Raw genomic sequence first — 25,162 nt, forward strand, 5'->3', positions numbered from 1 at the left:
GCCAACCACTGACACAGCCGTATCGTCGGCGGCGCAACCGAGCGCCAGCGAGGCTCGGTTGATCCCGCGACTTGCCGGGGTGCTGTGGGATATGGACGGCACGCTGCTCGATTCGGAGAAGTTGTGGGATGTCGCCGTGCGCGAGCTGGCTCGCACACACGGCCACGAGATGACCGATGAACTTCGGCATGCCTTGATCGGTGCGTCCGGACCGAATGCCCTTCGGCTCATTTTCGACGGATTGGGTATCGAGCGGACACCGGATGCGTTGCGAGCCGCCGGTGAATTCATCGAGCGGCGGGTGACCGAATTGATGGCGGGCCCGATCCCATGGCGGCCCGGCGCGAAGGATGCGCTCGCGTTGGTACGCACCGCGGGTCTCGCGACTGCGTTGGTCACCAATACCAAGCGGTCGCTTACGGAATTCGGATTGGATACCCTCGGCCGCGACTTCTTCGACGTTTCGGTCTGCGGTGACGAAGTCGCGCACGGTAAGCCCGCGCCCGAGATCTATCTGCGCGCTGCCGAACTGCTCGGCGTGCGCCCGCGAGACTGTGTGGCGCTGGAGGATTCGCCGACCGGCGCGGCCGCCGCCGCTGCCGCGGGCTGTGCGGTCATCGTGATCCCGTGTGAGATACGGGTTTCGGCGGCGCCTGGGCGGGTATTCCGTGATTCATTGGTGGGACTGACCCTGCGGGATCTGGAAGACGCGCTACGCGTCAGAGGTTGAACCGCGCGCCCGAGCGGAGGCGCTTTCGGGACGGATCATGATCACGAGTCCCGTTGTCTGTGAGCCGACACTCCCGACCTCGGCATAGTGAGAGTTACTGTGCCGCAACGTAAGTGGACGCAGTTGATACGTGTGACCGTAGTCACCGGCAACTTTGTCGAATCCCGGGCGTGTCGCCGATTGCTCTACCAAAATGACGCCATGGCAGCGACGGATGTCCTGGACGAGATCGTCGATACGGCACGGTATCCGCTGGGGGATCCGACCGGCGCGGCGTGGGGGGAAGCGGTGGCGCGGGCACGCGCGGAACTGGCCGAAAGTGGCTGCACCGTACTGCGCGAGTTCATCCGTCCGGAATTGATCGCGACTCTGCGCGCCGAGGGCGAGGCGATGGCCCCGGATGCGCACTACGAGGTCGAACGGGTCAACGCCTACAACATCCCGCTGAATACCGAACTGCCACAAGATCACCCGGGCAGGATTGTGCTGGAACGCGGCAATGCTTTCGTCCCGCGCGACCGCATCCCCGCCGAGGCCCTGATCCATCGGCTCTACACCAGTACGGTGTTCCAGCGCTTTGTCGCGGATTGTTTCGGATTGACCGAATTGCATGAATTCGCAGACCCTTTGGCCGGATTGTGCCTGAATGTGGTGGCACCCGGAATGTCGCATCCGTGGCATTTCGACACCAATGAATTCACCGTCAGCATGTTGACCCAGCCGGCGCAGACCGGCGGAATCTTCGAGTACTGCCCGAATATTCGCTCACCACACGCCGAGAACCTCGACGATGTGCGGGATGTGCTCACCGGATCCGGTGCGCAGCTGATCCGGCACCTCGATCTGCGGCCCGGCGATCTGCAATTGTTCCAGGGCCGCTTCTCGCTGCACCGGGTTTCACCGGTCGAGGGCGGCACGGCACGGCATTCGGCGATCTTCGCCTATACCGATCGGCCCGGTGTCATCGGCACCGTGGAACGCACCCGCCAATTGTTCGGGCGGGTGCTGCCCGATCACCTAGCCGCCGCGGCCGACGCCGTCCGTGGCGATCGGTTGCTCGACTGAGAGGGACGACATGCCAGTGCCGTTGCATACGACCGGAAAAGCTTCCTTCGACGATATCTACGACCGCCCCGATCCGCGCGATTACTACGCCCGGATGGCCGAATTGGATTACCGCATACCGGAACTGGCGAAACCGTACTTCCAGCAGCAGATTCGGGAATACCGCGCCTCCGCGCGGGTGGACACCCCGACCGTGCTCGACATCGGTTGCTCCTACGGCGTCAACGCGGCCCTGCTGCGCTTCGACACCACCGTGAGCGAACTCGCCGAGCACTACGGCGGCGCCGAGGACGCCGACCAAGCCGCACTCATCGCCCGCGACAGGGCCCGCCTTGGCACCCGCGACCAACTCCCCGGCGTCCGCTTCATCGGCATGGATGCCGCACGCCCAGCGCTGGCCTACGCCCAGGAAGCCGGCTTCCTGCACGACACGGTGCATGCGGATCTCGAGGCCACCGACCCGACCGAGGCACAGCGTCGTATCCTGGCGAGCGCGGATATCGTCATCTCGACCGGCTGCGTCGGATACGTCACCGAGAAGACGCTGGCACGGGTGGCGACGGCGCACCCGCGTCGTCGGCCGTGGATGGCACACTTCGTACTACGCATGTTCAGCTTCGAACCGATCGCCGCGGAGCTGGCCGCGCTCGGCTACCGCACCGAGCGAGCCCCCGGGGTGTTCGAACAACGTAAGTTCGCATCCGATAATGAACGCACCCAGGTGCTGAACGCCTTGGCCGCCAACGGAATCGACACCGCTGGCCAGGAAAGCGCGGGTTGGCTGCTCGCCAACCTGTACATCTCGCGACCGTTACCGAAACACGCCGACCCCAAGGACCCGCATTGACCGAACGCACCTTCGCCGCCGACGACCACCTGCCACGGGTGCCCCTGCCGACGCTGGAGGAAAGCGGCGAGCGGTTGCTGCAGTGGTGTGCGCCACTGCTGACCGCCGACGAATTCGCCACCACCGAGGCCGCGGTCGCCGACCTGCTTCGACCCGACGGTCCGGGCCGAAGGCTGCACGCGGCACTGGCCGAATACGATGCCACCCCCGGTGTCGGGAGCTGGCTGGATCTGTTCTGGCCGTCACGCTATCTGGGCCGTCGCGATCGCATCGCCTTGAATGCCAACTTCTTCTTCCTGTTCCGTGATGACACCGCACTGGCCACCTCCACCGCGGCCGCGCAGGTGGAGCGGGCGGCCGGAATAATCACGGCCGCGGTCGATTACAAGCTGGCGCTCGATAACGAGGCGATTGCACCGGTCACCCAGCGCGGACAGAAACTGTCGATGTGGCAGAACAGATACCTGTTCTCCGAAACCCGGATTCCGGGGGAGACACAGGATTCCGTGCGCGTGCCCTACAGCGACGAATGGCCGGGACCGTCGGCCGCCAGGCATATCGTGGTGTTCTTCCACGGCAGCATGTTCCGGATGGATGTGATCGGCCCGGACGGTGTGCCCTACTCGCTGGAGGATCTTGCCGACGGGCTGCGCGCGGTGCTCAAGGCCGGTGCGCGCTCGGCCCGCACCGATACCGCCGTCGGCCATCTCACCACCAAGCCGCGTGCCGAATGGGCCATCAGTAGACAGGGATTGCTGACCGAACCCGCCAATGTCGCGGCGTTGGACACCATCGAGACCGCGCTGTTCGCCGTGTGCCTGGAGGATTTCCCGCCGCGCGATGAATTGCACGCCTGTGATCAGCTGCTGCACGGTGACAGCGCCAACCGTTGGTTCGACAAGTCGGTGTCATTCATCGTCTTCGCCGATGGTCAGGCTGGCATCAATGTCGAGCACTGCGGTTTGGACGGGACCACCATCCTGTCCTTCGTCGACACGCTGCTGCAGACTCCGGCTGTCGAGCACGCCGCACGGGCCGGGGCGCAGCCGCAGGGGTTGCCCCCGGTCGAGCCGATCGAATTCGTCCTCGATCAGGCGCAGCGCGCCGATATCGCGGCGGCTGGCGCGGCGTTCTCTCGGTATGCGGCCGAGAATGCCACCGCGACAGTATCTTTCGATTTCGGCACCACTCGCGCCAAACAGCTCGGCATCTCACCGGATGCGTTCGCACAGCTGAGCTATCAGCTGGCGCACCGGCGCAGCAAGGGATTGACCGGCGCCACCTACGAATCCATTGCCACCAGGCAGTACCGCAACGGTCGAACCGAGGCCATGCGGGTGGTGACACCGGAGATGGTGGCCTTCGTCGACGCGATGCAGGATCCGGCGGTCGCACCGGCAGACCGGCTCGCTGCCGCGCGGATCGCCGCGAGCGCGCATGTCGAACGCGCCAAGCAGTGTCAGGCGGGTGACGCGCCCGAACAGCATCTTTGGGAACTCGAGTGGATTCAGCGGCGGCGCGGCACCGAACTCGGCGTCACCGAGCCGATCCCGCTCTATACCAGCCCCGGCTGGACGATCATGCGCGACGACTACCTGAGCACCAGCTCGGCTCCGTCGGTCAATATCCGCTACTTCGGTTTCGGCTCCACCAGCCAGAAGTGCATCGGCATCGCCTACGTCCTGCTGCCGGACCGCTGGAACATCTACCTGGCCACCCCCAAACCGGTCGCCGGCGAGATGTACGCCTTCGCCGATCACCTGCGCACCGCCGTAGCCGAACTGGAGGCCCTCCTCGCAGAGGCCTGATGCGGCTCTTCGCACCCCTTGTGGCCGCCACAAGGGGCGCGAAGAGTCCGCTCGATCCGGTGGTGCCGGGCCGGAGCAACGGGTCCGCATACCGGTCTGAAACAATGGCTCATCGTGAAGAACTTCGAAACCCTGTTCGCCGAGCTGCAAGATCGTGCGGTCACCCGCCCTGAGGGGTCCGGGACCGTGGCGGCATTGGACGCGGGCGTGCATTTTCAGGGTAAGAAGGTGCTCGAGGAGGCCGGTGAGATCTGGTTGGCCGCCGAGCACGAGGGCGACGAGGCGCTCGCCGAGGAGATTTCGCAACTGCTGTACTGGGTCCAGGTGCTGATGGTCGGCCGTGGGCTGAAGTTGGAAGACGTGTACCGACATCTGTGACGGCGGTGTTGAATTTGCGGCACTCGCGGTCACCTGCGTGGTTGGGCTCCGCAACCGCCTTCGGGGCCGTCGCTCACGCCGCCGCGTCGATTCTCAGACCTCCTCCTCGAAAGGACCCTCCCCATGCTGCGCGTCGCAGTCCCCAATAAAGGCGCACTTTCCGAATCGGCCACCTCGATCCTCGCCGAGGCCGGTTACCGCAAGCGCACCGATTCCCGCGACCTGACCGTCCTCGATCCGGCAAACCAGGTCGAGTTCTTCTTCCTGCGGCCCAAGGACATCGCCATCTATGTCGGCTCCGGCGAGCTCGACCTCGGCATCACCGGACGGGACCTGGCGCTGGATTCCGGTGCGCCGGTTCAGGAACGGCTCGCCCTCGGCTTCGGCCGCTCCACCTTCCGCTACGCCGCCCCTGCCGGGCGCGAATGGAAGGTCGAGGACCTCTACGACAAGCGCATCGCCACCTCGTACCCGAATCTGGTCCTGAGCGATCTGCAGCGCCGCGGGATCGAGGCCGAGGTGATCCGCCTCGACGGCGCGGTCGAGATCTCCATCCAACTCGGGGTGGCCGATGCCATCGCCGATGTGGTCGGTTCCGGCCGCACACTGCGCCAGCACAATCTGGTCGCCTTCGGCGAGACCCTGTGCGATTCGGAGGGCGTGCTCATCGAACGCACCGGCTCCGATCAGAACGAACGGGCCCGCAATCAGCTCATCGCCCGCATCCAGGGCGTCGTATTCGGTCAGCAGTACATCATGTTGGACTACGACTGCCCGAAGGAACTTCTGGACGAGGCGGTCGAGATCACGCCCGGTCTGGAGTCGCCGACGGTGTCCCCACTGGCCGATCCGAACTGGGTCGCCATCCGCGCTATGGTGCCGCGCAAGCAGGGTAATGAGGTGATGGACCAGCTTGCCGAGCTCGGCGCGAAGGCGATTCTGGCGTTCGATATCCGGTCCTGCCGCGCATTCTGATCCGATTTCGATCACTCGGCCCCGTCGCTCGGCGGGGCCGAGTTGTTTTGTGCGGGTGATCGATTCATCCGGATTGCAATCGGTGCGCTGACCTGCGGTTGATTGGTACGTTGCGGCCTCGATGAGGAAATGCAAGGAGTACCACTGTGTCGCAGACATCGCCCGCGAAATCTTCGGGCAGCACATTCGCATGGAATGAGGACTGGCTGGCCGCCATCGTCGGCTTGGTCCTGATTGCCCTGGTCCTGGTCGGCGCCATCCCGGATTGGTTGGTGCCGTGATGTCGGAGCGCGAATCCAGGACCGAGACGACCGCCGTGAGCGCCGATGCCGTGCCCGCGGAATCCGAATTCGCGGCGTCCAGCGCGGAGGCGGTCGAGCAAACCGCGGTCGGATCCGAAACCGCTGCACTGCAGGCGATCGCACGTCCCACGGTAGCCGAGATCGGAGCCGGGGTCGTGGTGGTCATCCTGCTCGGCGCGCTGACCCGCTACTTCGACACCCATGTGCCGCAGTGGGCGGTCGGTACACCGTTCAACCGGGTCGCCAAGTCGATCGAATTCCCGGTCTACGCCATTGCCATCGGCCTGATCGGCAATGTCGTACTCGCGAGACTCGATCTCCGGGAACGGCTTTCGGCCGGTTTCCGCACCGAATTCTTCATCAAGACCGGTGTGGTGCTGCTAGGCGCATCGATCAATCTGAAGATCCTGGTAACCGCGGCGGGCCCGTCGATCGTGCAGGCGCTGCTGCTGATCACCGCGGTCTTCGGTTTCACATGGTGGCTGGGCGGTCGACTCGGCCTCGACGATAAGCTGCGTGCCCTGCTGTCATCGGCCGTCTCGATCTGCGGTGTCAGCGCCGCCATCGCGGCCGCGGGCGCGGTGCAGGCCAAACGCGAGCAGATCGCGTACGCGGCATCGCTTGTGATCATCTTCGCGCTCCCGTCGATCTTCGTATTACCGTGGCTCGCAGAGGTTTTCGATCTCTCCGATGCGGTCGCGGGCGCGTGGATCGGCGGCAATATCGATACGACCGCGGCGGTTGCCGCCTCCGGTGCGATCGCCGGGGAGAAGGCGCTGCAGATCGCCACCATCGTGAAGACCACGCAGAATGCGCTCATCGGCATTGTCGCCATCGCGCTGACCGCCTACTTCACGATCCGGGTCGAGCGCATTCCCGGTGCGTCCCGGCCCTCGCTGCGCCAGTTCTGGGAGCGGTTCCCGAAGTTCGTGATCGGCTTCGTCGCCGCCTCCGTCATCGGCACGCTGTATCTGCAATCGGTGGACAAGAAGATCGGCGCGGCGCATATCGCGATCGTCAACGATCTGCGGACCTGGTTCCTGATCTTCGCGTTCGTCTCCATCGGTCTGGAGTTCTCGCTGGGCGGCCTGCGTGCGGCGGGCTGGCGTCCGGTCGTGGTCTTCGGATCCGCGGCGGTCTTCAATCTGGCCGTCGGCTTGGGTCTGTCTGTGCTGCTGTTCCACAACTTCACCGCATAGATCCGCACCGGCAACCTGCCGTTTCGGTGCTCGCCGGTCGCCCCGGCGAGCATCGCAGGGGATGGCAGCCGGCGGAGCTTGCGTAGTCGGCGGGTGGGTGAGCCCGGCGACGTCGTGTGGGTTCGTTCGCGACGAACTCACGAAAAATTCAAGCTCGACTGTCAACACTGGGGCGGTGTTGGGCGAAACAACTAGGGAAGACCTCGAACGGGCAGTGCCGTTCGGGAACCTAAGGACAGGGGAGAACCCAAGTGAAATCGAGTGTCGAGTCGGTCGGTTCGTGGTGGTGGATTCGGAATCTGCTCATCATGATCGGTGATGCCGTCGGGGTGCTCGTGCTCATCGGCGTCATCGCCGCACTCGGTTCCCACGGACTCGATCTGAATCTGTTCGGCGGCTGAGCTCAGTCGGTGACCGCGTCGGCGAAGGTTTCGTCCGGCGATTCCCCGGTGCCACTGTCCGGCCAGCCGGGATAGACCGGTGGTGTGCCGCCGAATGCGGGGCACAGACTCTTGTAGCTGCAATGCCCGCACAGCCAACTGGTGCTAGGTGGGAACTCGCCGGTCCGCCCCGCCGCCAGAATGGCCTGCCATAGGGCCGATAGCGTGCGCTCGAAGCGCAGCAATTCGTCCTCGTCGGGGGCATAGGTGAGGATCTGCTCGTCGGCCAGGTAGATCAGTCGTAATTGGGTGGGCAGGATGCCGCGGGTGCGCAGCACGACCAGGGCATAGAACTTGAGCTGGAACAGCGCCTTGGTCTCCTGGGCGAGTCCGGGAGCCCGGCCGGTCTTGTAGTCGACGACGCGCAGCTCACCGGTCGGCGCCACATCGATCCGGTCGACGAACCCACGCAAGAGCGCACCGTCGTCGAGTTCGACCTCTACGCGCGACTCACAGGACTCAGGATCGAATCGGGTCGGATCCTCCAGTCGGTAGTACGTCTCGACGAACGCGCGCACTTCACCGAGAAAGCCCGCCAGTCCGTCCGCTGCGACCACTTCGGCGACCTCGGGTCTATCGGCCAGCACTCGGGCCCATGCGGGCTCGACGAGCCCGGCAGCGCGTTCGAATCGGCGTTCCCCGGCGGGCAGGCCATACAAATCCTCCAGCACCGCGTGCACCACCGTGCCGCGCACCGCGATCCGCGTCGGTGGCTCCGGAAGTCGATCGATCGCCCGGAACCGGTACTTCAGCGGGCACTGCTTGAAATCCATTGCCCGCGAAGGCGAGAGCGCCGGACGCGGACGATCGGGTGCGGCCTCCCGCACAGTGTCGGCAGGGGGCGTGGTAACCGGCGGATGCATACCTGGCAGGCTATCCGGGCGCACCGACACGCCGGTGCGGCACAGTGCGGATAGCAGCGACGACCAGCGAACGGAGATACATGACGGCCAGACGGACCGGGCCATTCACCATCGGGGACCGGGTACAGCTGACCGATGCCAAGGGGCGCCTCTACACCGTGGTGCTGGAACCGGGTAAGGAATTCCACACGCATCGCGGCGGTATCAAACACGACAACCTGATCGGCGCCGATGAGGGCAGTGTCGTGCAATCCACCAATGGCACACCGTATTTGGCATTGCGGCCGTTGCTGATCGATTACGTGCTTTCCATGCCGCGCGGCGCTGCGGTCATCTATCCCAAGGATGCCGCCCAGATCGTGCACGAGGGCGATATGTTCCCCGGCGCGCGAGTGCTGGAGGCCGGTGCGGGTTCGGGTGCGTTGACGTGCTCGCTGTTGCGAGCGGTCGGCCCGCAGGGCCAAGTGGTCTCCTACGAGATCCGCGAGGACCATGCCGAACACGCGATCCGCAATGTGGAGACCTTCTTCGGCGAGCGCCCGGACAACTGGTCGATCACTGTCGCGGATGTCGCCGACTACGACGGTGCGCCGGTCGACCGCGTCGTCCTGGACATGCTCGCGCCATGGGATGCATTACCCGCTGTGTCCAAGGCGCTCGTCCCAGGCGGTGTGCTGATCGTCTATGTGGCGACTGTCACACAATTGTCGAAGGTGGTCGAGGCGCTGCGCGAGCAGGAGTGCTGGACCGAGCCGCGCTCATGGGAATCGATGGTGCGCGGCTGGCATGTGGTGGGTCTGGCGGTGCGGCCCGAACATCGCATGCAGGGCCACACCGCCTTCTTGGTCAGCGCCCGTCGTCTCGCCGAGGGCACGGTGACCCCGAAGCCGCAGCGTCGACCGTCGAAGGGCTGAATCAGGCCGGAACGCATGGCGCCTGTGCGAAACCGAGCATCAGACAGCCGCTGGCATCCGAGAGCTTCCAGGTGCCGTCGGCATATTCCCAGGTCAGCGGCATGGCGGGAGCTGTGCCGTGCGGTGAGGTGATGGTCACCTGGGCGGTCGCGGAATTGCCGCTGGTGGTGATATCGGCGACCGCGTAGGTGAGCTTGCCGTAGCCGCCGAGCGCCTGGTTCATCTGGTCGATATTGGCGGTGCGCTTTTCGCCGTTGACGATCAGCTTGGTCTTCTCGGAGGTGGGTTTCGCCGGGTCGGAAAGGGAATCCAGCACCGCGGTGAGCGTCTCGACGGTGGGTGCCGCGGCGCTGCCGTGGTCGCCGTGACCTGCGGCGCTGGTCGTCGCGGCGGCGGAAAGGGTAGTCGTGGCCTTGGTATCGGGCTTATCGTCGGAGCCACAGCCGGTCAGACCGACGGTAGCGGCCATCGCCGCCGCGGTGATAACCATGGACATACGCAGCGTCCTGGCGGGAAGGAGCATCCTCAGCAACCTTTCGGTTCGGGTGGCGAAGCGGGTCGCCGTTGCCTGGTTAGGGCAGGCTAACATGGTGCATCCGCCGCCGACCGCAGCCCAGATGTGATCACGACGAAACCATGTCGGAAAGCGAGAACGGTTCGCGCCCGGTAGCGTTAATAGACCGGGACTGGGAGGAGCAGCACATGAGCCCCATCGAGAATTCGGATTCGGCGGCCTGGAGAGAGCTCGAGGCGGTACGCGCCGAAGCGGCTGCACTCCGCAGGCAACTCGCCGATTCGCCGGATCGCGCACGGGAATTGGAAGCCCGCATCGATTCGCTGACCATTCGCAACACCAAGCTGATGGACACCCTCAAGGAAGCGCGCCAACAGCTGGTGGCCTTGCGCGAGGAGGTCGATCGGCTGGGTCAGCCACCCAGCGGGTACGGAATTCTGATCGGCGTGTACGAGGACCAGACGGTCGATGTGTTCACTTCGGGCCGCAAGATGCGCTTGACGTGTTCACCCAATATCGACACCTCGACCCTCGAATACGGTCAGACCGTCCGCCTCAACGAGGCACTCACGGTGGTCGAAGCCGGAATCTTCGATGCCGTCGGTGAGATCGGCACCTTGCGCGAGATCCTCGACGACGGACGTCGGGCGCTGGTCGTCGGACATGCCGACGAGGAGCGCGTGGTGTGGTTGGCCGGTCCGCTGGCCAAAGTCGCCGAGGTCGACGATCTCGACGATCCCGATTCGCCGATCCGTAAGCTGCGGCCGGGTGATTCGCTGCTCGTGGACACCAAGGCCGGTTTCGCCTTCGAGCGAATCCCCAAGGCAGAGGTCGAGGATCTGGTACTCGAGGAAGTCCCCGATGTCGACTACAGCGATATCGGTGGCCTCGGTCGGCAGATCGAGCAGATCCGCGATGCGGTCGAATTGCCGTTCCTGCACAAGGATCTGTTCCGCGAATACGCGCTGCGCCCGCCCAAGGGTGTGCTGCTCTACGGTCCGCCCGGCTGCGGTAAGACGTTGATCGCCAAGGCCGTTGCCAACTCGCTGGCGAAGAAGATCGCCGAGGCGCGCGGTGAGGATGCCAAGGAAGCCAAGTCGTTCTTCCTGAACATCAAGGGCCCAGAGCTGCTGAACAAGTTCGTGGGTGAGACCGAGCGCCACATCCGGATCATCTTCCAGCGCGCGCGGGAGAAGGCGTCCGAGGGGACGCCGGTGATCGTGTTCTTCGACGAGATGGATTCGATCTTCCGCACCCGTGGTTCGGGTGTGTCCTCCGATGTGGAGACCACGGTCGTGCCGCAGTTGCTCTCGGAGATCGACGGTGTGGAGGGTCTCGAGAATGTCATCGTGATCGGTGCCTCCAACCGCGAGGACATGATCGACCCCGCGATCCTGCGGCCGGGACGTCTCGATGTGAAGATCAAGATCGAACGCCCGGACGCCGAATCGGCTCAGGACATCTTCTCGAAGTACCTGACCGAGCACCTGCCGCTGCACGCCGACGATCTCGAAGAGTTCGGCGGCGACAAGGGTCTGTGCATCCGCGCGATGATCGAACGGGTCGTCGACCGGATGTACGCCGAGAGCGAGGACAACCGCTTCCTGGAGGTCACCTACGCCAACGGTGACAAGGAAGTCCTGTACTTCAAGGATTTCAACTCCGGCGCCATGATCCAGAACATCGTGGACCGCTCCAAGAAGTACGCCATCAAGGCCGTCCTCGACACCGGCAATCCCGGCCTGCGCATCCAGCATCTCTACGATTCGATCGTGGACGAGTTCTCCGAAAACGAGGACCTGCCCAACACCACGAATCCCGATGACTGGGCCCGCATTTCGGGTAAGAAGGGCGAGCGGATCGTGTACATCCGCACCTTGGTCACCGGCAAGAACGCCAGTGCCAGCCGTGCCATCGATACCGAGTCGAATACGGGCCAGTACCTGTAGTTCGGTTGACTCCGAGGGCCGTGCTTCCGTCTGGGGCACGGCTTTCGGCTGCTTCGGGCGGGTGGATCGTATGCATCCGGCTGCATCTAATTCACCGGCAAGAACGCCAGTGCCAGCCGTGCCATCCGATACCGAGTCGAATACGGGCCGGTACCTGTAGTTCGGTTGACTCCGAGGGCCGTGCTTCCGTCTGGGGCACGGCTTTCGGCTCGTTCGGGCGAGCGGATCGTCGACGTCCGGCTGTGTCCAATTCACCGGTAAGAACACCATTGCCAGCTGTTGGCGACACTGAGTCGAACATGTAGGTTTCGGGACCGAAGGGCCGCGCTTCCATCTGGGAGCGTGGCCCTTCGGCGTTTTCGGGGTCATCCTCGTGGGGTAGATCGGGTCGTCCTTTGGGTTGATGTGCGGGTTTGGGCGGGCGGGTTAAAATTTGGCCATGCGGCCAGAAAACGAGTCGGGTGGTCGGCAGCGATCGTTCATCGAGGAGGCGCGGCGGCGGCAGATCATTGCTTCGGCGGTGGAGGTGATTTCGGAGGAGGGGTACGGGCGGGCTTCGCTGGCGCGGATCGCCAAACACGCGGGGATCTCCAAGGGCGTCATTTCGTATCACTTCGCCGGGAAGGACGAGTTGATGGAGCAGCTGGTGATCCAGCTGTATGTGTCCGGTGGCGAGCACATCGCGCCCGCGGTGATGGCAGCGGACGGGGCCCGGAATCAGCTGCTCGCCTATATCGGGGCGAATCTGGGATTCATCGATGCGAACAAGAAGTATGTCGCGGCGCTGACCGATGTGGTGCTGAATCTGCGTGATGCGGAGGGTAAGCCGCGGTTCGCCTCGGCGGAAGGGGAACAGGAGATCATCCAACCGCTCATCGACATCATGCGGGAAGGGCAGCGCACCGGCGAATTCGGCGAATTCGATCCAGCGGTCATGGCCAAGTCGATTCGCGATGCCATCGATGGTGCGGCCGGGCGTGCGATTCGGGAGAAGGACTTCGATATGACGACGTACTCGGCGCATGTGTGCCGACTATTCGATGTGGCGACTCGGAAGGGGGGACGCGATGACCGCCGTAGTGGAAAGTGAAGTACGGCAGGACGATAACGCCGAGGCAGCGCCCTTCGCGTGGCTCGGTGTCGGCGCGATCGCCGTGGTGGCGGCAACCATGCTGTTCGTATCGCTGGGACGGTACGGATATTTCGGGGACGAGCTGTATTTCCTGTCGGCTGGACGCCGCCTCGGGTTCGGCTACGCCGATCAGGGGCCGGTGTTGCCCGCGATTGCCCGGCTGATGGACGTGCTGGCACCGGGATCACTGGTAGCACTGCGGATTCCGGCCGCACTGGTGACCATTGCCGCAGTACTGATCACTGCCCAGATCGCCAGGGAGTTCGGCGGTTCGCGGACCGCGCAGGTGCTGAGTGCGGCAGCGTATGCGACCTCGCCGTTCCTGCTTGTGCAGGGAACTCAGTTGGCCACCAATACGATTGATACCGCACTGTGGGTGGTAGTCAGCTGGCTGGTGATCCGCTGGGTGCGCACTCGCCGGGACAGCCTGCTGTTGTGGGCCGCGCTGGTCACGGCGCTGGATATGCAGGTGAAGTGGCTGATCCCGTTCTTCTGGATCGCGGTCGCCGTTGGAGTCGCGATCTACGGTCCGCGCGAGTTGCTGCGGCGGCCGGCACTGTGGGTGGGCGCGATGTTGGTTGTCCTGGTGATGGTTCCGACGCTGATCTGGCAGGCCGAGCACGACTGGCCGCAGTTGCGATTGGGTGCGGTCGTCGCGGCGGAGCAGGCAACGATCGGTGGCCGCTACACCTGGCTGCCGCTGGCGCTGATCGCGGCCGGATTGTTCGGCGGGGTCCTGTTGGTCGTGGGAATCTGGGCGCTGTTCCGCTCGGAGACCTTGCGGCCGTACCGTTTCCTCGCACCACTGCCACTGCTGCTGGCCGTGGCGTTCATCGCGACCAACGGTCGCCCCTACTATGCGGCTGGTTGCTATGCGGCGATCATGGCGGCGGGTGCGGTGCGCTGGAGCGAGTACTCCGGACGATGGCGAATCTACGTGGCCGTTCCGCTGGTCGCGATTTCGGTCGCGATCGCGGTAGTCACTATGCCGTGGCAATCCGAGTCTTCCATCGATCCGGTCGACAGTCAGTCCGAGGCCGGGCTCGAAATCGGCCTGTACGGCAAATTCGGCTGGCCGGAACTTCGCGAGGCGACCGCCGACGCCTACCATGCACTCCCCCCTGCCGAGCGCGCGAACGCGGTGATCGTCACCGATTCCTACTGGCAGGCAAGTGCTTTGGATGTGGAACGGAGTCGCTACGGCCTACCGGCCGTCTATAGCCCCAACCGCGGCTTCGGATACTTCGGCACGCCATCGGATTCCGCGACAACGGTGCTATGGGTCGGCAATGCCGAGGACGAAATGCACGCCACCTGTGGTGACTTGACCCCGATCGGCCGCGTCGACACACGCCTCGGCTACCCGGATGTCACTCGCAATGTCACCATCTGGCGCTGCACCCCACGTCAGCCATGGTCGCAGGTCTGGCCCGACCTGCTGCGTCTCGACTGACCAGCCGCATAGCCCGATTCGTTCAAGACATCCGAATACCGCTCGCGTTGACTGAACCATGGCCGGGACGAAGCCTCGGCCATTGTTCGAGGATAAGGAGGATCGATGTGAAAACGAGTATCCGTGCGATCACCTTGGCCGTGAGCGATCTCGAACGGTCGCTGCGTTTCTACCGTGACGGCCTCGGTCTGTCCTCGCCGGGCATTATCGGCACCGAGTTCGTTCGCGACGAGCAGAACCCCGGTGGGTCGGTCGCCATGTTCACCCTGGACAACGGCCTGATCCTGTCCCTGTACTCGCGCACCGATCTGGCCATGGACGCGGGCATCGATCCCGACCGAGTCAGCGGTTCCCCGATGAGTTTCGGCTTCTTCGCCGACTCCCGCGAGGACGTCGACCGCATTCTGCGGCAGGCCGAACAAGCGGGCGGCACCATCTCCGCCAACCCCTCATCCGCCCATGGGGTATCTATGCGGGCTACTTCGCCGACCCCGACGGTCATTTGTGGGAAGCGGTGTACTTCCTGAACGCTCTGCCGGATTGAATCCATTGTCTCACAGTGCTATTCGGTAGCGAACAGACCGCCAAAGAACGGAGTCGATTGGGGCCGGGAGGCTTCGACGCCGCCCAGATGGTCGGTGGGGCAGCTCTGGGCCGGTATCGGGTTCCGGAAGCGCTCAGTTGGCCTAGGAGGACGGCGGTCGAGGGCGCCGGTGTTCAGGGCCGCCTGCCGCACATGCCCTTTCATAACCAAACACTGCGAAAGGGCATGTGCCGTAAGCGCGCTAACCGAGTTCGGCGAGTTGGGGGACCGCCGGCGCCATGTCCTCGATCCATGCCGCCGGGGAACCGGTGGTCGGGATAATGATCACGGTGTGCACGCCGAGCTTGGCGTAATCGGCCATCTGGCGGATGAATTCGTCGCGATTGTCCGGATTCGGGCGCGGATTGTTGGCCATGATGGTGATGCGGATATCGTCGAAATCGCGCCCGACATCGTCGCAATGGCGGCGCAGGACGTCGATTTTGTGGCCGACATCCTCGGGGGCGGAACCGAAAAGATTGCAGGCGTCGCCGTACTGGGCGACCAACCGCAATGTCTTGCGTTCGCCGCCACCGCCGATGAGCACCTTGGGCCGGTTGATCGGCTGCGGCGAGCACAGCGTTTCGGCCAGTTGGTAGTGCTTGCCGTCGAAGGGGCCGTTGTTCTGCGGGTCCCACATCTGCTGACAGATGCGCAGCGTCTCCTCCAGTCGCTCGAACCGCTCGGCGATCGGAGGGAACTGCACGCCGAGCCCGCGATGTTCACGCTCGAACCAGGCGGCGCCGAGTCCGAGCACCGCGCGTCCGCCCGACAGGACATCGAGGGTGGTGACGATCTTGGCGAGCAGGCCGGGATGCCGGTAGGTCACACCGGTGACGAGCAGGCCGAGGTTGATGCGTGAGGTGTGCGCGGCCAGATAGCCGAGGGTGGTGTAGCCCTCCAGCATATTCGCCTCGGCGGGGAGGCCGGTCGGCTCGATCTGGAAGTAGTGGTCCATGAACGACAGCCAGGTCGCCCCGGATGCCTCCGCCGCGGCGCCGACCCTGGCCAGCTCACCGGCAATGGCGGTGGTGCCGCCGTCGATATCGAAGATCGGTAGGTGAAAACCGAGTTCCATGAAGTGATCCCCTGGTACTAGACGATTTTGCACTCCAACGCTATGACCTGGAGTGCACTCCAAGTCAAGTCTCGCGACGTGGAATTGGTGCCCACCCGGGAATTTCGGGTATTGATGGGACGACCGCGGTAGCGGCCTGACCGCCCCGGCAGCAGCGGAAGGAAGGCTATGACGCTGACACGCTCGAATATCAACCGCCGTTCGTTATTCGCCGCGGCGGCGTTGCTGCCACTGGCTGGATGCGCGACCGGCGAAGGTGCGTCACCTCCCGCTTCCGTCGCACCCACCGAGGATCACCACGTTCATCTGACCGAGTTGGAGCGAAAGTTCGCCGCACGTCTCGGTGTGTACGCGTTGGCCACCGGAACGGGCACGACTATCACCTATCGCGCGGATGAGCGTTTTGCGTTCTGCTCGACCTTCAAGGGGTTGGCCGCTGCAGCGGTTCTACAGCGTAATCCGTTGTCGCACTTGGATGTTACCGTCACCTACACGGAGGCCGATCTGTTGCGGAATGCCCCGATCACCCCGCAACACGTGGCATCGGGCATGACGATCCGCGAGCTGTGCGACGCCGCCGTCCGCTACAGCGACGGCACCGCGGGCAATCTGTTGCTCCGCGATATCGGCGGACCGGGCGAACTCACGGTCTACGCGCGCAGCCTCGGCGACACGATCACCCGAATGGATCGAATCGAACCCGCGATCACCGAAGCCACGCCCGGTGATCCCCGAGACACCACCTCGCCGAGGGCGCTCGGCACGGACTATCAGAAGATCGTGCTCGGCGACGCTCTACCGGACGATAAGCGCGCCTTTCTGCGTGGTCTCCTCGAACGCAATGCCACCGGCGCTGGCGCCAAGCGCATTCGAGCCGGGCTACCACCGGGTTGGACCGTCGCCGACAAGACCGGGACGGGCGACTACGGCACGCTCAACGACATAGCGGTCGTATGGCCGCCGAACGCTGCTCCGCTTGTCATCGCGATCATGTCCAGCAAGTTCACCAGGGACGCCGAGTACAACCAGGCCCTCATCGCCGAGGCCGCCGCGTACGTCGTCGCCACGCTCGGCTGAGCGGTGGTGGCGGTGTCGCCATGGGCGACACCGCCACCAGCTTATGTCGATCAGCCCTGAGCGGTGGTCACCGAATTCAGGACGACAGCGGCGTTCGGGCGACCGTCCTCGCCGTCCGCGGCGCCCGCGTTGGCGACCCGCTGCACAACGTCGAGACCGTCGGTGATCTTGCCGAACGGGGTGTAGTTCGGCGGCAGCTGCGAATCCTTGTAGACCAGGAAGAACTGGCTGCCGTTGGTGTCGGGACCCGCGTTTGCCATGGCGACCGTGCCGGCCGGATAGGTGGCGCCGTCCAGGTTCTCGTTCGGGAACTGGTACCCCGGACCGCCGGTGCCGGTCGCGGTGGGATCACCGCACTGCAGGACGAAGATGCCCGCGGTGGTCAAGCGGTGGCACTGGGTGTGGTCGAAATACTTCTGCCCGGCCAGGAATACGAAGGAGTTCACTGTGCGCGGCGCGCGGGCGGCCTCCAGGGCGATATTGACTGTGCCGCAGGTGGTTTCCAGCTGTGCGGTGTACTTCGCACCCGTATCGATCGCCATCGCGGGCTCGCTGGCCCACTGCTTGCTCTCGGGCTTGGCCGAATCGGGGGCCACACATCCGGCGACCGGGGCGCCTGGATCCGCCGAGACCCCGCCTGGGGCGAAGATCGCGAGGGTGGTGCCGACGGCGAGTGCACCGAGGCCACGTAGCAGGGCAGGCCCGACTCTGCGAGGCTGCCCGATGGGCTGATGGTGGTCGAATTGCCGTGCCTGCACTTCGCTGCTCACCGGTCGAGGTCTCCTTCTGTTGTGTATCGCATCGGGTGATGCTGAGCGGATCATTCCATCTCGACGCTTCCAGCGGGACGAGATGCGCATTGCGACTGTGTGGCAATGGAAATCGCCGATGTGCGGCGAGTGGTCGGTTAGCATGGCTGCGACGGAGGCGCATCTGATCGGCTAACCGGCTCGGCACGCACCGACTCTGTCGGTGACATCGCCTCCATGGGAGGTGTATCAGCTTGTCGCGATACGTATTTCGCTGGTGTACCGCGGTGGTGTGTGTCGGCGCACTAGTGGCCGGATGTACGGCCAGCGCCGTGACGAAATCGAACTCACAAACCGGTGCCTGGCCACCCAACGATGACCGTGGCACATGCGCGGTCGACAAGCAGGCCGACGTCCCGGCGACGATGCGCGACGGCACGGTGCTACGCGCCGATGTGTACCGCCCGCAGACCACCGACCCGGTGCCGGTGATCCTGATGCGCACCCAGTACGGCAAGGCCGCCGCGCAGATCCAGCCTTCGCGCTATCGCACACCCGACTGGTTCGCCTCGCACTGCTTCCTCGTGGTCATCCAGGACATTCGCGGAATCGGCAGCTCCGACGGCACATTCAGCGAATTCGGCAATGACACCGGCGATGGCTACGACACCGTGGAATGGGCCGCGCAACTGCCCGGTTCGAACGGCAAAGTCGGCATGTACGGCTCGTCATATGTGGGTGCCACACAATGGCTGGCCGCCATCGAGACGCCGCCGCACCTGACCACGATCGTGCCCGCGAATACCGCCTCCGACTATTACGACGGCTGGACCTACGAGGGCGGCGCGTTCCGGCTCGGTTTCGTCGAACCCTGGGCCATGGGCACCATCGGCGCCGAATCCGCCGAACGACGCGACGATAAGGCCACCGCCAACCAACTGCGCACAGATCTGCAGAACATCACATCGTGGCTGAATTACCGCCCCTACAAAGATTTTCCACCACTGCAGCCGAATAATCCGGTCGTCGCGTCATGGTACTTCGACTGGATCCGCCACTCGACACGCGATGACTACTGGAAGCAGTGGAGCATCCGCGACCGCTATCCGAATGTGCGGGTGCCGGTCCTCGATATCGAGGGCTGGTACGACGCGTTCCTCGCGGGCGGCATCGAGAACTTCACCGGAATGGTCGAGCGTGGCGCCGCACCGGCACGGCAGAATCAGCGATTGGTCATCGGCCCATGGGACCACCTGGGCTGGGGACGGCCGACCTCGATGATCGCGCCCCGGCTCGAGCAACTCGGCACGGTCGGCGACAGCCCGATCAACGAGTTGATGCTGGCTTGGTTCGAGCACTTCCTCAAGGGCACGGATAACGGCGTGGCGGGTAATCCACGTGTCGACTACTTCCTCATGGGTGCCAATCGGTGGAAGTCGGCAACGAATTGGCCCCTGCCGCAAACACAATGGAAGGAATATTTTTTCGCCGATAGCGGCGCCAACGGTGTTGCCGGTCGGGTCGGCAAACTCGTCGATCACGCACCCGGCGGGCCAGCGGCGGTCGACCGATATGTCTACGATCCGGCCGCACCCGCGCCGAGTACCGGCGGACATTCGTGCTGTTCGGTCGGATCGGGCCCGCAGGGACCATTCGACCAGACCGCGGTCGAGCAGCGTTCGGATGTGCTCACCTACACCACCGATCCGCTCGACACCGATACCGAGGTGACCGGCCCGATTACCGTGAAGCTGTGGGCGTCGTCCACCGCGCCGGATACCGACTTCGTCGCGCGGCTCGAGGTCGTCGCACCCGATGGATCCGCCGTCAACCTCAACAATGGCATTATCCGCGCCGCGTTCCGGGATTCGTTATCGGATCCGTCCCTTTTGGTGCCGGGCCAGCCCTATCAGTTCACGATCAAGATCTGGCCGACCAGCTACCAGTTCAAGGCGGGCGATCGAATCCGAGTAGCGATCAGCAGTAGTGACTATCCGCAGTACGCGCCGAACCCGAATACCGGCGAACCCTTCGGTGACAGTGCCCGCACGCAGCCGGCGACACAGATGATCTTCAAGGATTCCGAGCATCCGTCCTCGGTGATCGTGCCCATTATCCCGGCCGGTGACGACGGCGCTACCAGATTCGATATCGAGCCTGGATCCTAAGCACGACGAACGCGACGGTACGTGGGCGCCGCGGTGGTCGCGGTGGCGAGCTCGGTGGCGACCCAGTCCAGCTCGCCGTGGGCTATCGCGGCGACGGTGATGCGCAGGTGGTCGCCGAGCGGGTGGTCCTCGACTTCGAAGGGACGGCCGGGTGCGGCCTTGATGCCGGCGGCTGCCAGCGAGATCATGGCCGCGTTTTCGTCGGCGACCGGGAGCCACAGGTTGATGCCGTCACCACGGGCTACGGCGACACCTCTGCGAACCAGTGCGCGGCGGAGTTCGGTTGAACGCCTGCGGTATTCGGTGCGTGCGGCGGCGACGGTGCGCACGGCCTCGTCGCTGTCGAGCATGGTGAGCAGCAGGCGCTGCAGCAGTCGGCTGGTCCAGCCGGGGCCGAGCATGCGCCGTTCGATCATCGGATCGAGCACCTCGGCGGGGCCGCCGACCACCGCGAGGCGCAGGTCCGCGCCGTGGGATTTGGAGTAGGAGCGGATATGTACCGTTCGGCTCGGCAGTCGTGAGCCGAGGGATCGCAGCGTGGTGGCGGCGATGCCAGCGGAGTGGTCGTCCTCGATGACGAGAGTGTCTGTGCCGGTGAGGATCTCGGTCAGTTCGCGGATGCGTGCAGCGGTCAGCGAGACGCCCGTCGGATTCTGTGCGCGCGGTTGCAGGATCAGCGCTGCGACACCACGCGCCCGCTCGAGATCGTCCGGCAGTAAACCGGATTCATCCATACGGACCGGAATAGGCCGAGCACCGATCCGGGCGAGCAAGTCGAGAAATGGTGGGAAGCATGGATCTTCGACGGCCACCGCATCGCCGAGCCGCACGTGCGCGGCGAGCAGTCGATCGATGGCGTCCAGCGCCCCGTCGACGACCGCGATCCGTTCGGCGCGAAAGGGCCAATCGGTGCGCACCTTGGCGGCCAGTTCCGGCAGCACGGCCTCGCCGAGATAGTCCGCCGCGAGATCATTGCCGCGTCCCTGCTCGGTGACCGTGCGCAAGACGGCGACCAGATCCGGTAGGAGCCGCGGATCGGGGGTACCCCGGGATAGGTCGATGCGGAAGGCGCTGTCCGACGGTGGGTGCAGGCGCTGGTAGCGGCCGGTCGGCGCGGTGGCGCGGACGGTGGTGTGCTTGCCGACGAAGGTTCCGGCGCGTCCCCGCGCCACGATCGCGCCGGTGGCAGCCAGCGCGCGCCAAGCCTGGTTGACGGTAGCGGGGGACACGCGCAACTCGCGGGCGACTTCACGCACGGTCGGCAGCCGTGATCCGGGTTCGATTGCTCCGGAACGAATCCGCCGACTCACCGCGGCCGCGATTCCGGCCGGAGTTCGATCTTCGAGATCCGCGTTGAACAGCCCGGACCGGGCCGCGGCGGGTGCGGGCGCGGGGTCTCGCGGGTCGTCCGCGGGCACCTGCGGCGCGGTCGTCGGATCGAAGTTCACAGCGTCATTCTGCGTCGGGCGCAGCGCCGGAACGAGGACCGGCCCCAAGGTTTACGGCTACGAAACTGTTTCCGCAATCTTGTAACACAACCGAATTGGCTCTCGGTGAAGTATAACAAAGCATGGGAATCGTTCGAGCGGCGCTCGTCCAAACGAACTGGACGGGTGATAAAGAGTCCATGATCAAAGCACACGAGGACTACGCACACCAGGCCGCCGCACAGGGCGCCAAGGTGATCTGCTTCCAGGAGTTGTTCTACGGCCCATACTTCTGCCAGTTGCAGGATACGAAGTTCTACGACTACGCGGAATCGGTGCCGGGTCCGACGACGGAGCGATTCGGGGCGCTGGCAAAGGAATTGGGTTTGGTGATGATCTTGCCGGTATACGAGCAGGAACAGCCCGGTCTGCTCTACAACACCGCGGCGGTCATCGACGCGGACGGCAGCTATCTCGGCAAATACCGCAAACACCATATTCCGCATGTCAACGGATTCTGGGAGAAGTTCTACTTCCGGCCCGGAAATGTGGGCTGGCCGGTCTTCGATACCGCGGTGGGCAAGGTCGGCGTCTACATCTGTTACGACCGGCATTTCCCGGAGGGCTGGCGCGCCCTCGGCCTGGCGGGCGCGGAAATCGTCTTCAACCCCTCCGCGACATCACGCGGCCTATCCGGCTACCTGTGGAAACTGGAGCAACCCGCCTCCGCGGTCGCCAACGAATACTACATCGGTGCTATCAACCGGGTCGGCATCGAAGAATACGGCGATGACGATTTCTACGGAACCAGCTATTTCGTGGATCCGGAAGGTAAATTCGTCGGAGACGTCGCCTCGGACACCGATCCCGAACTGGTGATCCGTGACCTCGATATGGATCTGATCAAGGTGGTGCGCGACCGCTGGGCGTTCTATCGCGATCGCCGCCCCGACGCCTACGGACCAATGGTGGCTCCCTGAGGCTGGTGATATCGATATGACGAAGACATTCATTCACGGCGGCACGGTGGTCTCGGCCACCGGATCGCAACTGCTCGATGTGCTCGTCGACGGCGAGACCATTGTCGCCGTTCTGCAACCCGGCGCCACCGCATTGGGTGTGGATCTCGCCGAGTCCGCCGATGTGGTCATCAACGCGTCCGGCAAATATGTGATTCCCGGCGGCGTGGACGGCCACACTCATATGCAGCTGCCCTTCGGCGGCACCGAGGCATCGGATACCTTCGAGACCGGCACCCGCGCGGCCGCCTGGGGCGGCACTACGACCATTGTCGATTTCGCGGTGCAGAAGCCGGGGGAGCGAGTTCAGGACACCCTCGCTCTGTGGCACGAGAAGGCCGCGGGCAACTGCGCGATCGACTACGGCTTCCACCAGATCATCGGTGAGGTGAACGACGAATCCCTCAAGGGGATGAGCGAATTGGTGGCCGAGGGTGTCACCAGTTTCAAGTTGTTCATGGCCTATCCGGGTGTCTTCTACTCCGACGACGGTCAGATTCTGCGGGCCATGCAATCGGCGGGCGATTTGGGTGCGCTGCTGATGATGCACGCGGAGAACGGCATCGCCATCGATGTGCTGGTCGAGCAGGCGCTGGCGCGCGGTGAGACCTCACCGTACTACCACGGTGTCACCCGGCCGTGGCAGATGGAGGAGGAGGCCACTCATCGCGCGATCATGTTGGCCCAGTTGACGAATGCGCCGCTGTATATCGTGCACGTCTCGGCCAAACAGGCAATGGAGCAAATCGCCGCCGCGCGGGGCAATGGGCAGAACGTCTTCGGTGAAACCTGTCCGCAGTATCTGTACCTGTCGCTCGAAGAGCATTTGGGCGCATCGGGTTTCGAGGGCGCGAAGTGGGTGTGCTCGACGCCGCTGCGGGCGAAGGCGCAGGGGCATCAGGACGAGCTGTGGCGTTATATCCGCACCGGTGATGTCACCTCGGTCAGTACCGACCACTGCCCGTTCTGCATGAAAGATCAGAAAGAGTTGGGGCTCGGCGATTTCAGCAAGATTCCCAATGGGATCGGCGGTGTCGAACATCGGATGGATCTGATGTTCCAGGGCGTCAAGAACGGGCTGATATCACTCGAGCGCTGGGTCGAGGTCTGTTGCACCACCCCGGCCCGCATGTTCGGCATGTATCCGCGCAAGGGCGTGATCAGTCCGGGCGCCGACGCCGACCTCGTCATCTATGACCCGAGCGGGCATACCAGCATCGGTTTCGGCAAGACGCACCACATGAATATGGATCACTCGGCCTGGGAGGGCTTCGAGATCGACGGACACGTCGACACGGTGCTCTCGCGCGGCCGCGTGATCGTCGACGACGGTGCGTATCTGGGCAGTGCCGGTCACGGTCGGTTCATCGCCCGCGAACTGTCGCAGAACCTGATCTGACCTGATTGGAGAGTGCCGCATGGATATCGGTGTGGTGCTGCAATGCACACCTCCCGCATCGCGGGTGGTCGAACTGGCCAGACAGGCGGAGACACATGGCTTTTCGCATGTATGGACCTTCGACTCACACCTGCTGTGGCAGGAGCCCTACGTCATCCACAGCCAGATTCTGGCCGCCACCCGCAAGGTGATCGTCGGCCCGATGGTCACCAATCCGGCCACCAGGGACTGGACGGTGACCGCGTCCACCTTCGCGACGCTCAACGATATGTTCGGCAATCGCACGGTCTGTGGGATCGGCCGCGGTGACTCTGCGGTGCGCACCCTGGGCGCCAAGCCGACGACCTTGGCGATATTGCGCGAATCCATCGAGGTGATCAGGGAGCTCGGCAATGGTCGCAGCGCCCGCATCGGCGACACCGTGGTGCGCTTTCCGTGGGCGAGCGCCTCGCGGCTCGAGGTATGGGTGGCCGGGTACGGACCGCGTGCACTCGATCTGACCGGTGAGGTCGCCGACGGATTCATTCTGCAACTCGCCGACCCGGATATCGCGGCGTGGACGATCGCCCGGGTGCGGGCGGCCGCCGAGAAGGCGGGACGCGCGCCTGGATCGGTGAAAATCTGTGTAGCGGCACCGGCCTACGTCACCGACGGGTCCGATGGCGCGACCGCGCATGCCCGCGAGCAGTGCCGCTGGTTCGGCGGCATGGTCGGCAATCACGTCGCCGATATCGTCGCGAAATACGGTAGCGACGGCGACATTCCGGCCGCTCTCACCGATTACATCGCGGGCCGCCAGGGCTACGACTACAACGAGCACGGACGCGCGGGCAATACGCATGCCGAATTCGTGCCGGACGGCATCGTGGACCGCTTCTGTGTGATCGGCACGCCGGATGAGCAGTTGGCTCGGTTGCACGAGCTGGAGAAGTTGGGCGTCGACCAGTTCGCGGTCTATCTCCAGCATGACGCCAAGACCGCCACATTGGACGCGTACGGGGAGTCGGTGCTGCCCAGGTTGGCGCATCCGGTCACAGCGACGGCGGGAGCGCAGTGATCGCCTCGGCGGCGTTCGAGCTCGGGGCGATCTGTT

General features: G+C 64.4%; 24 protein-coding genes. 19 read left to right on the forward strand and 5 right to left on the reverse strand.

Going from position 1 to position 25,162, the window contains the following annotated elements; all coding sequences use genetic code 11:
• The first annotated feature begins 58 nt into the window (after window positions 1-58).
• The 9 genes from ACIBG0_RS22450 to ACIBG0_RS22490 all read left to right on the forward strand — a co-directional run bounded on the left by ACIBG0_RS22450 (window position 59) and on the right by ACIBG0_RS22490 (window position 7,705).
• Window positions 59-730 (forward strand): HAD family hydrolase, encoded by a 672-nt coding sequence (locus ACIBG0_RS22450; protein ID WP_397034959.1) that lies wholly within the window; start codon window positions 59-61, stop codon window positions 728-730.
• A gap of 201 nt (window positions 731-931) precedes the next feature.
• Window positions 932-1,795 carry an arpA protein gene (locus tag ACIBG0_RS22455; protein WP_397034893.1) on the forward strand — a complete coding sequence of 288 codons (864 nt, stop codon included), beginning with the start codon at window positions 932-934 and terminating at the stop codon, window positions 1,793-1,795.
• Window positions 1,796-1,805: 10 nt separating this feature from the next.
• On the forward strand, window positions 1,806-2,642 hold the full coding sequence (locus ACIBG0_RS22460; protein ID WP_397034894.1) for a class I SAM-dependent methyltransferase: 837 nt from the start codon (window positions 1,806-1,808) through the stop codon (window positions 2,640-2,642).
• Entirely contained in the window at window positions 2,639-4,450 is a 1,812-nt protein-coding gene (locus ACIBG0_RS22465) for a choline/carnitine O-acyltransferase (protein WP_397034895.1), read from the forward strand. Before ACIBG0_RS22460 ends, ACIBG0_RS22465 begins: the two co-directional genes overlap by 4 nt.
• Before the next feature lie 96 nt (window positions 4,451-4,546).
• On the forward strand, window positions 4,547-4,828 hold the full coding sequence (locus ACIBG0_RS22470) for a phosphoribosyl-ATP diphosphatase (protein ID WP_354960458.1): 282 nt from the start codon (window positions 4,547-4,549) through the stop codon (window positions 4,826-4,828).
• A gap of 123 nt (window positions 4,829-4,951) precedes the next feature.
• Window positions 4,952-5,803 carry an ATP phosphoribosyltransferase gene (hisG, locus tag ACIBG0_RS22475; RefSeq protein ID WP_397034896.1) on the forward strand — a complete coding sequence of 284 codons (852 nt, stop codon included), beginning with the start codon at window positions 4,952-4,954 and terminating at the stop codon, window positions 5,801-5,803.
• A 146-nt stretch (window positions 5,804-5,949) separates the two neighbouring features.
• The gene (locus ACIBG0_RS22480; RefSeq protein ID WP_397034897.1) at window positions 5,950-6,084 is read left to right on the forward strand and encodes a hypothetical protein; all 135 of its coding nucleotides are present in this window, start codon (window positions 5,950-5,952) and stop codon (window positions 6,082-6,084) included.
• A complete protein-coding gene (locus tag ACIBG0_RS22485) occupies window positions 6,084-7,304 on the forward strand; it encodes a YeiH family protein (RefSeq protein WP_397034898.1) in 1,221 nt (406 codons plus the stop codon). The genes ACIBG0_RS22480 and ACIBG0_RS22485 overlap by 1 nt, the downstream gene beginning before the upstream one ends.
• Window positions 7,305-7,555: 251 nt before the next feature.
• A complete protein-coding gene (locus ACIBG0_RS22490) occupies window positions 7,556-7,705 on the forward strand; it encodes a hypothetical protein (RefSeq protein WP_397034899.1) in 150 nt (49 codons plus the stop codon).
• 2 nt (window positions 7,706-7,707) lie between these two features.
• On the opposite strand, the gene ACIBG0_RS22495 is transcribed toward ACIBG0_RS22490, so the two are convergent.
• Window positions 7,708-8,607, reverse strand: a complete 900-nt coding sequence (locus ACIBG0_RS22495) for a RecB family exonuclease (protein ID WP_397034900.1) — start codon at window positions 8,605-8,607, stop codon at window positions 7,708-7,710.
• Between the two features lie 80 nt (window positions 8,608-8,687).
• Between ACIBG0_RS22495 and ACIBG0_RS22500 the strand changes: the two genes are divergently transcribed.
• Complete coding sequence (locus ACIBG0_RS22500) at window positions 8,688-9,521, forward strand: tRNA (adenine-N1)-methyltransferase (protein WP_062989275.1); 834 nt, start codon at window positions 8,688-8,690, stop codon at window positions 9,519-9,521.
• Window position 9,522: 1 nt separating this feature from the next.
• On the opposite strand, the gene ACIBG0_RS22505 is transcribed toward ACIBG0_RS22500, so the two are convergent.
• On the reverse strand, window positions 9,523-10,017 hold the full coding sequence (locus ACIBG0_RS22505) for a hypothetical protein (protein WP_397034901.1): 495 nt from the start codon (window positions 10,015-10,017) through the stop codon (window positions 9,523-9,525).
• Window positions 10,018-10,223: 206 nt separating this feature from the next.
• Between ACIBG0_RS22505 and arc the strand changes: the two genes are divergently transcribed.
• The 4 genes from arc (at window position 10,224) to ACIBG0_RS22525 (ending at window position 15,096) form a co-directional block, all read left to right on the forward strand.
• The gene (gene arc / locus ACIBG0_RS22510) at window positions 10,224-11,984 is read left to right on the forward strand and encodes a proteasome ATPase (protein ID WP_397034902.1); all 1,761 of its coding nucleotides are present in this window, start codon (window positions 10,224-10,226) and stop codon (window positions 11,982-11,984) included.
• 439 nt (window positions 11,985-12,423) lie between these two features.
• Window positions 12,424-13,074 carry a TetR/AcrR family transcriptional regulator gene (locus ACIBG0_RS22515; RefSeq protein WP_397034903.1) on the forward strand — a complete coding sequence of 217 codons (651 nt, stop codon included), beginning with the start codon at window positions 12,424-12,426 and terminating at the stop codon, window positions 13,072-13,074.
• Window positions 13,052-14,569 (forward strand): ArnT family glycosyltransferase, encoded by a 1,518-nt coding sequence (locus tag ACIBG0_RS22520; RefSeq protein ID WP_397034904.1) that lies wholly within the window; start codon window positions 13,052-13,054, stop codon window positions 14,567-14,569. Before ACIBG0_RS22515 ends, ACIBG0_RS22520 begins: the two co-directional genes overlap by 23 nt.
• 107 nt (window positions 14,570-14,676) lie before the next feature.
• Entirely contained in the window at window positions 14,677-15,096 is a 420-nt protein-coding gene (locus tag ACIBG0_RS22525) for a VOC family protein (RefSeq protein ID WP_397034905.1), read from the forward strand.
• Window positions 15,097-15,354: 258 nt separating this feature from the next.
• Here the strand turns inward: ACIBG0_RS22525 and ACIBG0_RS22530 are convergent, their stop codons facing one another.
• Window positions 15,355-16,230 (reverse strand): LLM class F420-dependent oxidoreductase, encoded by an 876-nt coding sequence (locus tag ACIBG0_RS22530; protein WP_397034906.1) that lies wholly within the window; start codon window positions 16,228-16,230, stop codon window positions 15,355-15,357.
• Between the two features lie 174 nt (window positions 16,231-16,404).
• On the opposite strand from ACIBG0_RS22530, the gene bla reads away from it, so the two are divergent.
• Complete coding sequence (gene bla / locus ACIBG0_RS22535; protein ID WP_397034960.1) at window positions 16,405-17,307, forward strand: class A beta-lactamase; 903 nt, start codon at window positions 16,405-16,407, stop codon at window positions 17,305-17,307.
• Window positions 17,308-17,357: 50 nt separating this feature from the next.
• Here the strand turns inward: bla and ACIBG0_RS22540 are convergent, their stop codons facing one another.
• On the reverse strand, window positions 17,358-18,077 hold the full coding sequence (locus tag ACIBG0_RS22540) for a peptidylprolyl isomerase (protein WP_397034907.1): 720 nt from the start codon (window positions 18,075-18,077) through the stop codon (window positions 17,358-17,360).
• 404 nt (window positions 18,078-18,481) lie between these two features.
• Between ACIBG0_RS22540 and ACIBG0_RS22545 the strand changes: the two genes are divergently transcribed.
• Window positions 18,482-20,224, forward strand: a complete 1,743-nt coding sequence (locus tag ACIBG0_RS22545; RefSeq protein WP_397034961.1) for a CocE/NonD family hydrolase — start codon at window positions 18,482-18,484, stop codon at window positions 20,222-20,224.
• On the opposite strand, the gene ACIBG0_RS22550 is transcribed toward ACIBG0_RS22545, so the two are convergent.
• Window positions 20,221-21,672 carry an aminotransferase class I/II-fold pyridoxal phosphate-dependent enzyme gene (locus tag ACIBG0_RS22550; RefSeq protein WP_397034908.1) on the reverse strand — a complete coding sequence of 484 codons (1,452 nt, stop codon included), beginning with the start codon at window positions 21,670-21,672 and terminating at the stop codon, window positions 20,221-20,223. The genes ACIBG0_RS22545 and ACIBG0_RS22550 overlap by 4 nt on opposite strands.
• A gap of 122 nt (window positions 21,673-21,794) precedes the next feature.
• Between ACIBG0_RS22550 and ACIBG0_RS22555 the strand changes: the two genes are divergently transcribed.
• From ACIBG0_RS22555 to ACIBG0_RS22565, 3 genes are read left to right on the forward strand one after another with little or no spacing between them, the layout of a single operon-like run.
• Complete coding sequence (locus tag ACIBG0_RS22555) at window positions 21,795-22,631, forward strand: nitrilase-related carbon-nitrogen hydrolase (protein WP_397034909.1); 837 nt, start codon at window positions 21,795-21,797, stop codon at window positions 22,629-22,631.
• 16 nt (window positions 22,632-22,647) lie between these two features.
• The gene (gene hydA, locus ACIBG0_RS22560) at window positions 22,648-24,069 is read left to right on the forward strand and encodes a dihydropyrimidinase (protein ID WP_397034910.1); all 1,422 of its coding nucleotides are present in this window, start codon (window positions 22,648-22,650) and stop codon (window positions 24,067-24,069) included.
• 19 nt (window positions 24,070-24,088) lie between these two features.
• Window positions 24,089-25,126, forward strand: coding sequence for a TIGR03842 family LLM class F420-dependent oxidoreductase (locus ACIBG0_RS22565; protein ID WP_397034911.1), 1,038 nt, complete (start codon window positions 24,089-24,091; stop codon window positions 25,124-25,126).
• Window positions 25,127-25,162 lie beyond the last annotated feature (36 nt).

The sequence above is a fragment of the Nocardia sp. NPDC050630 genome (assembly GCF_044457245.1).
Taxonomy (GTDB): Bacteria; Actinomycetota; Actinomycetes; order Mycobacteriales; family Mycobacteriaceae; genus Nocardia.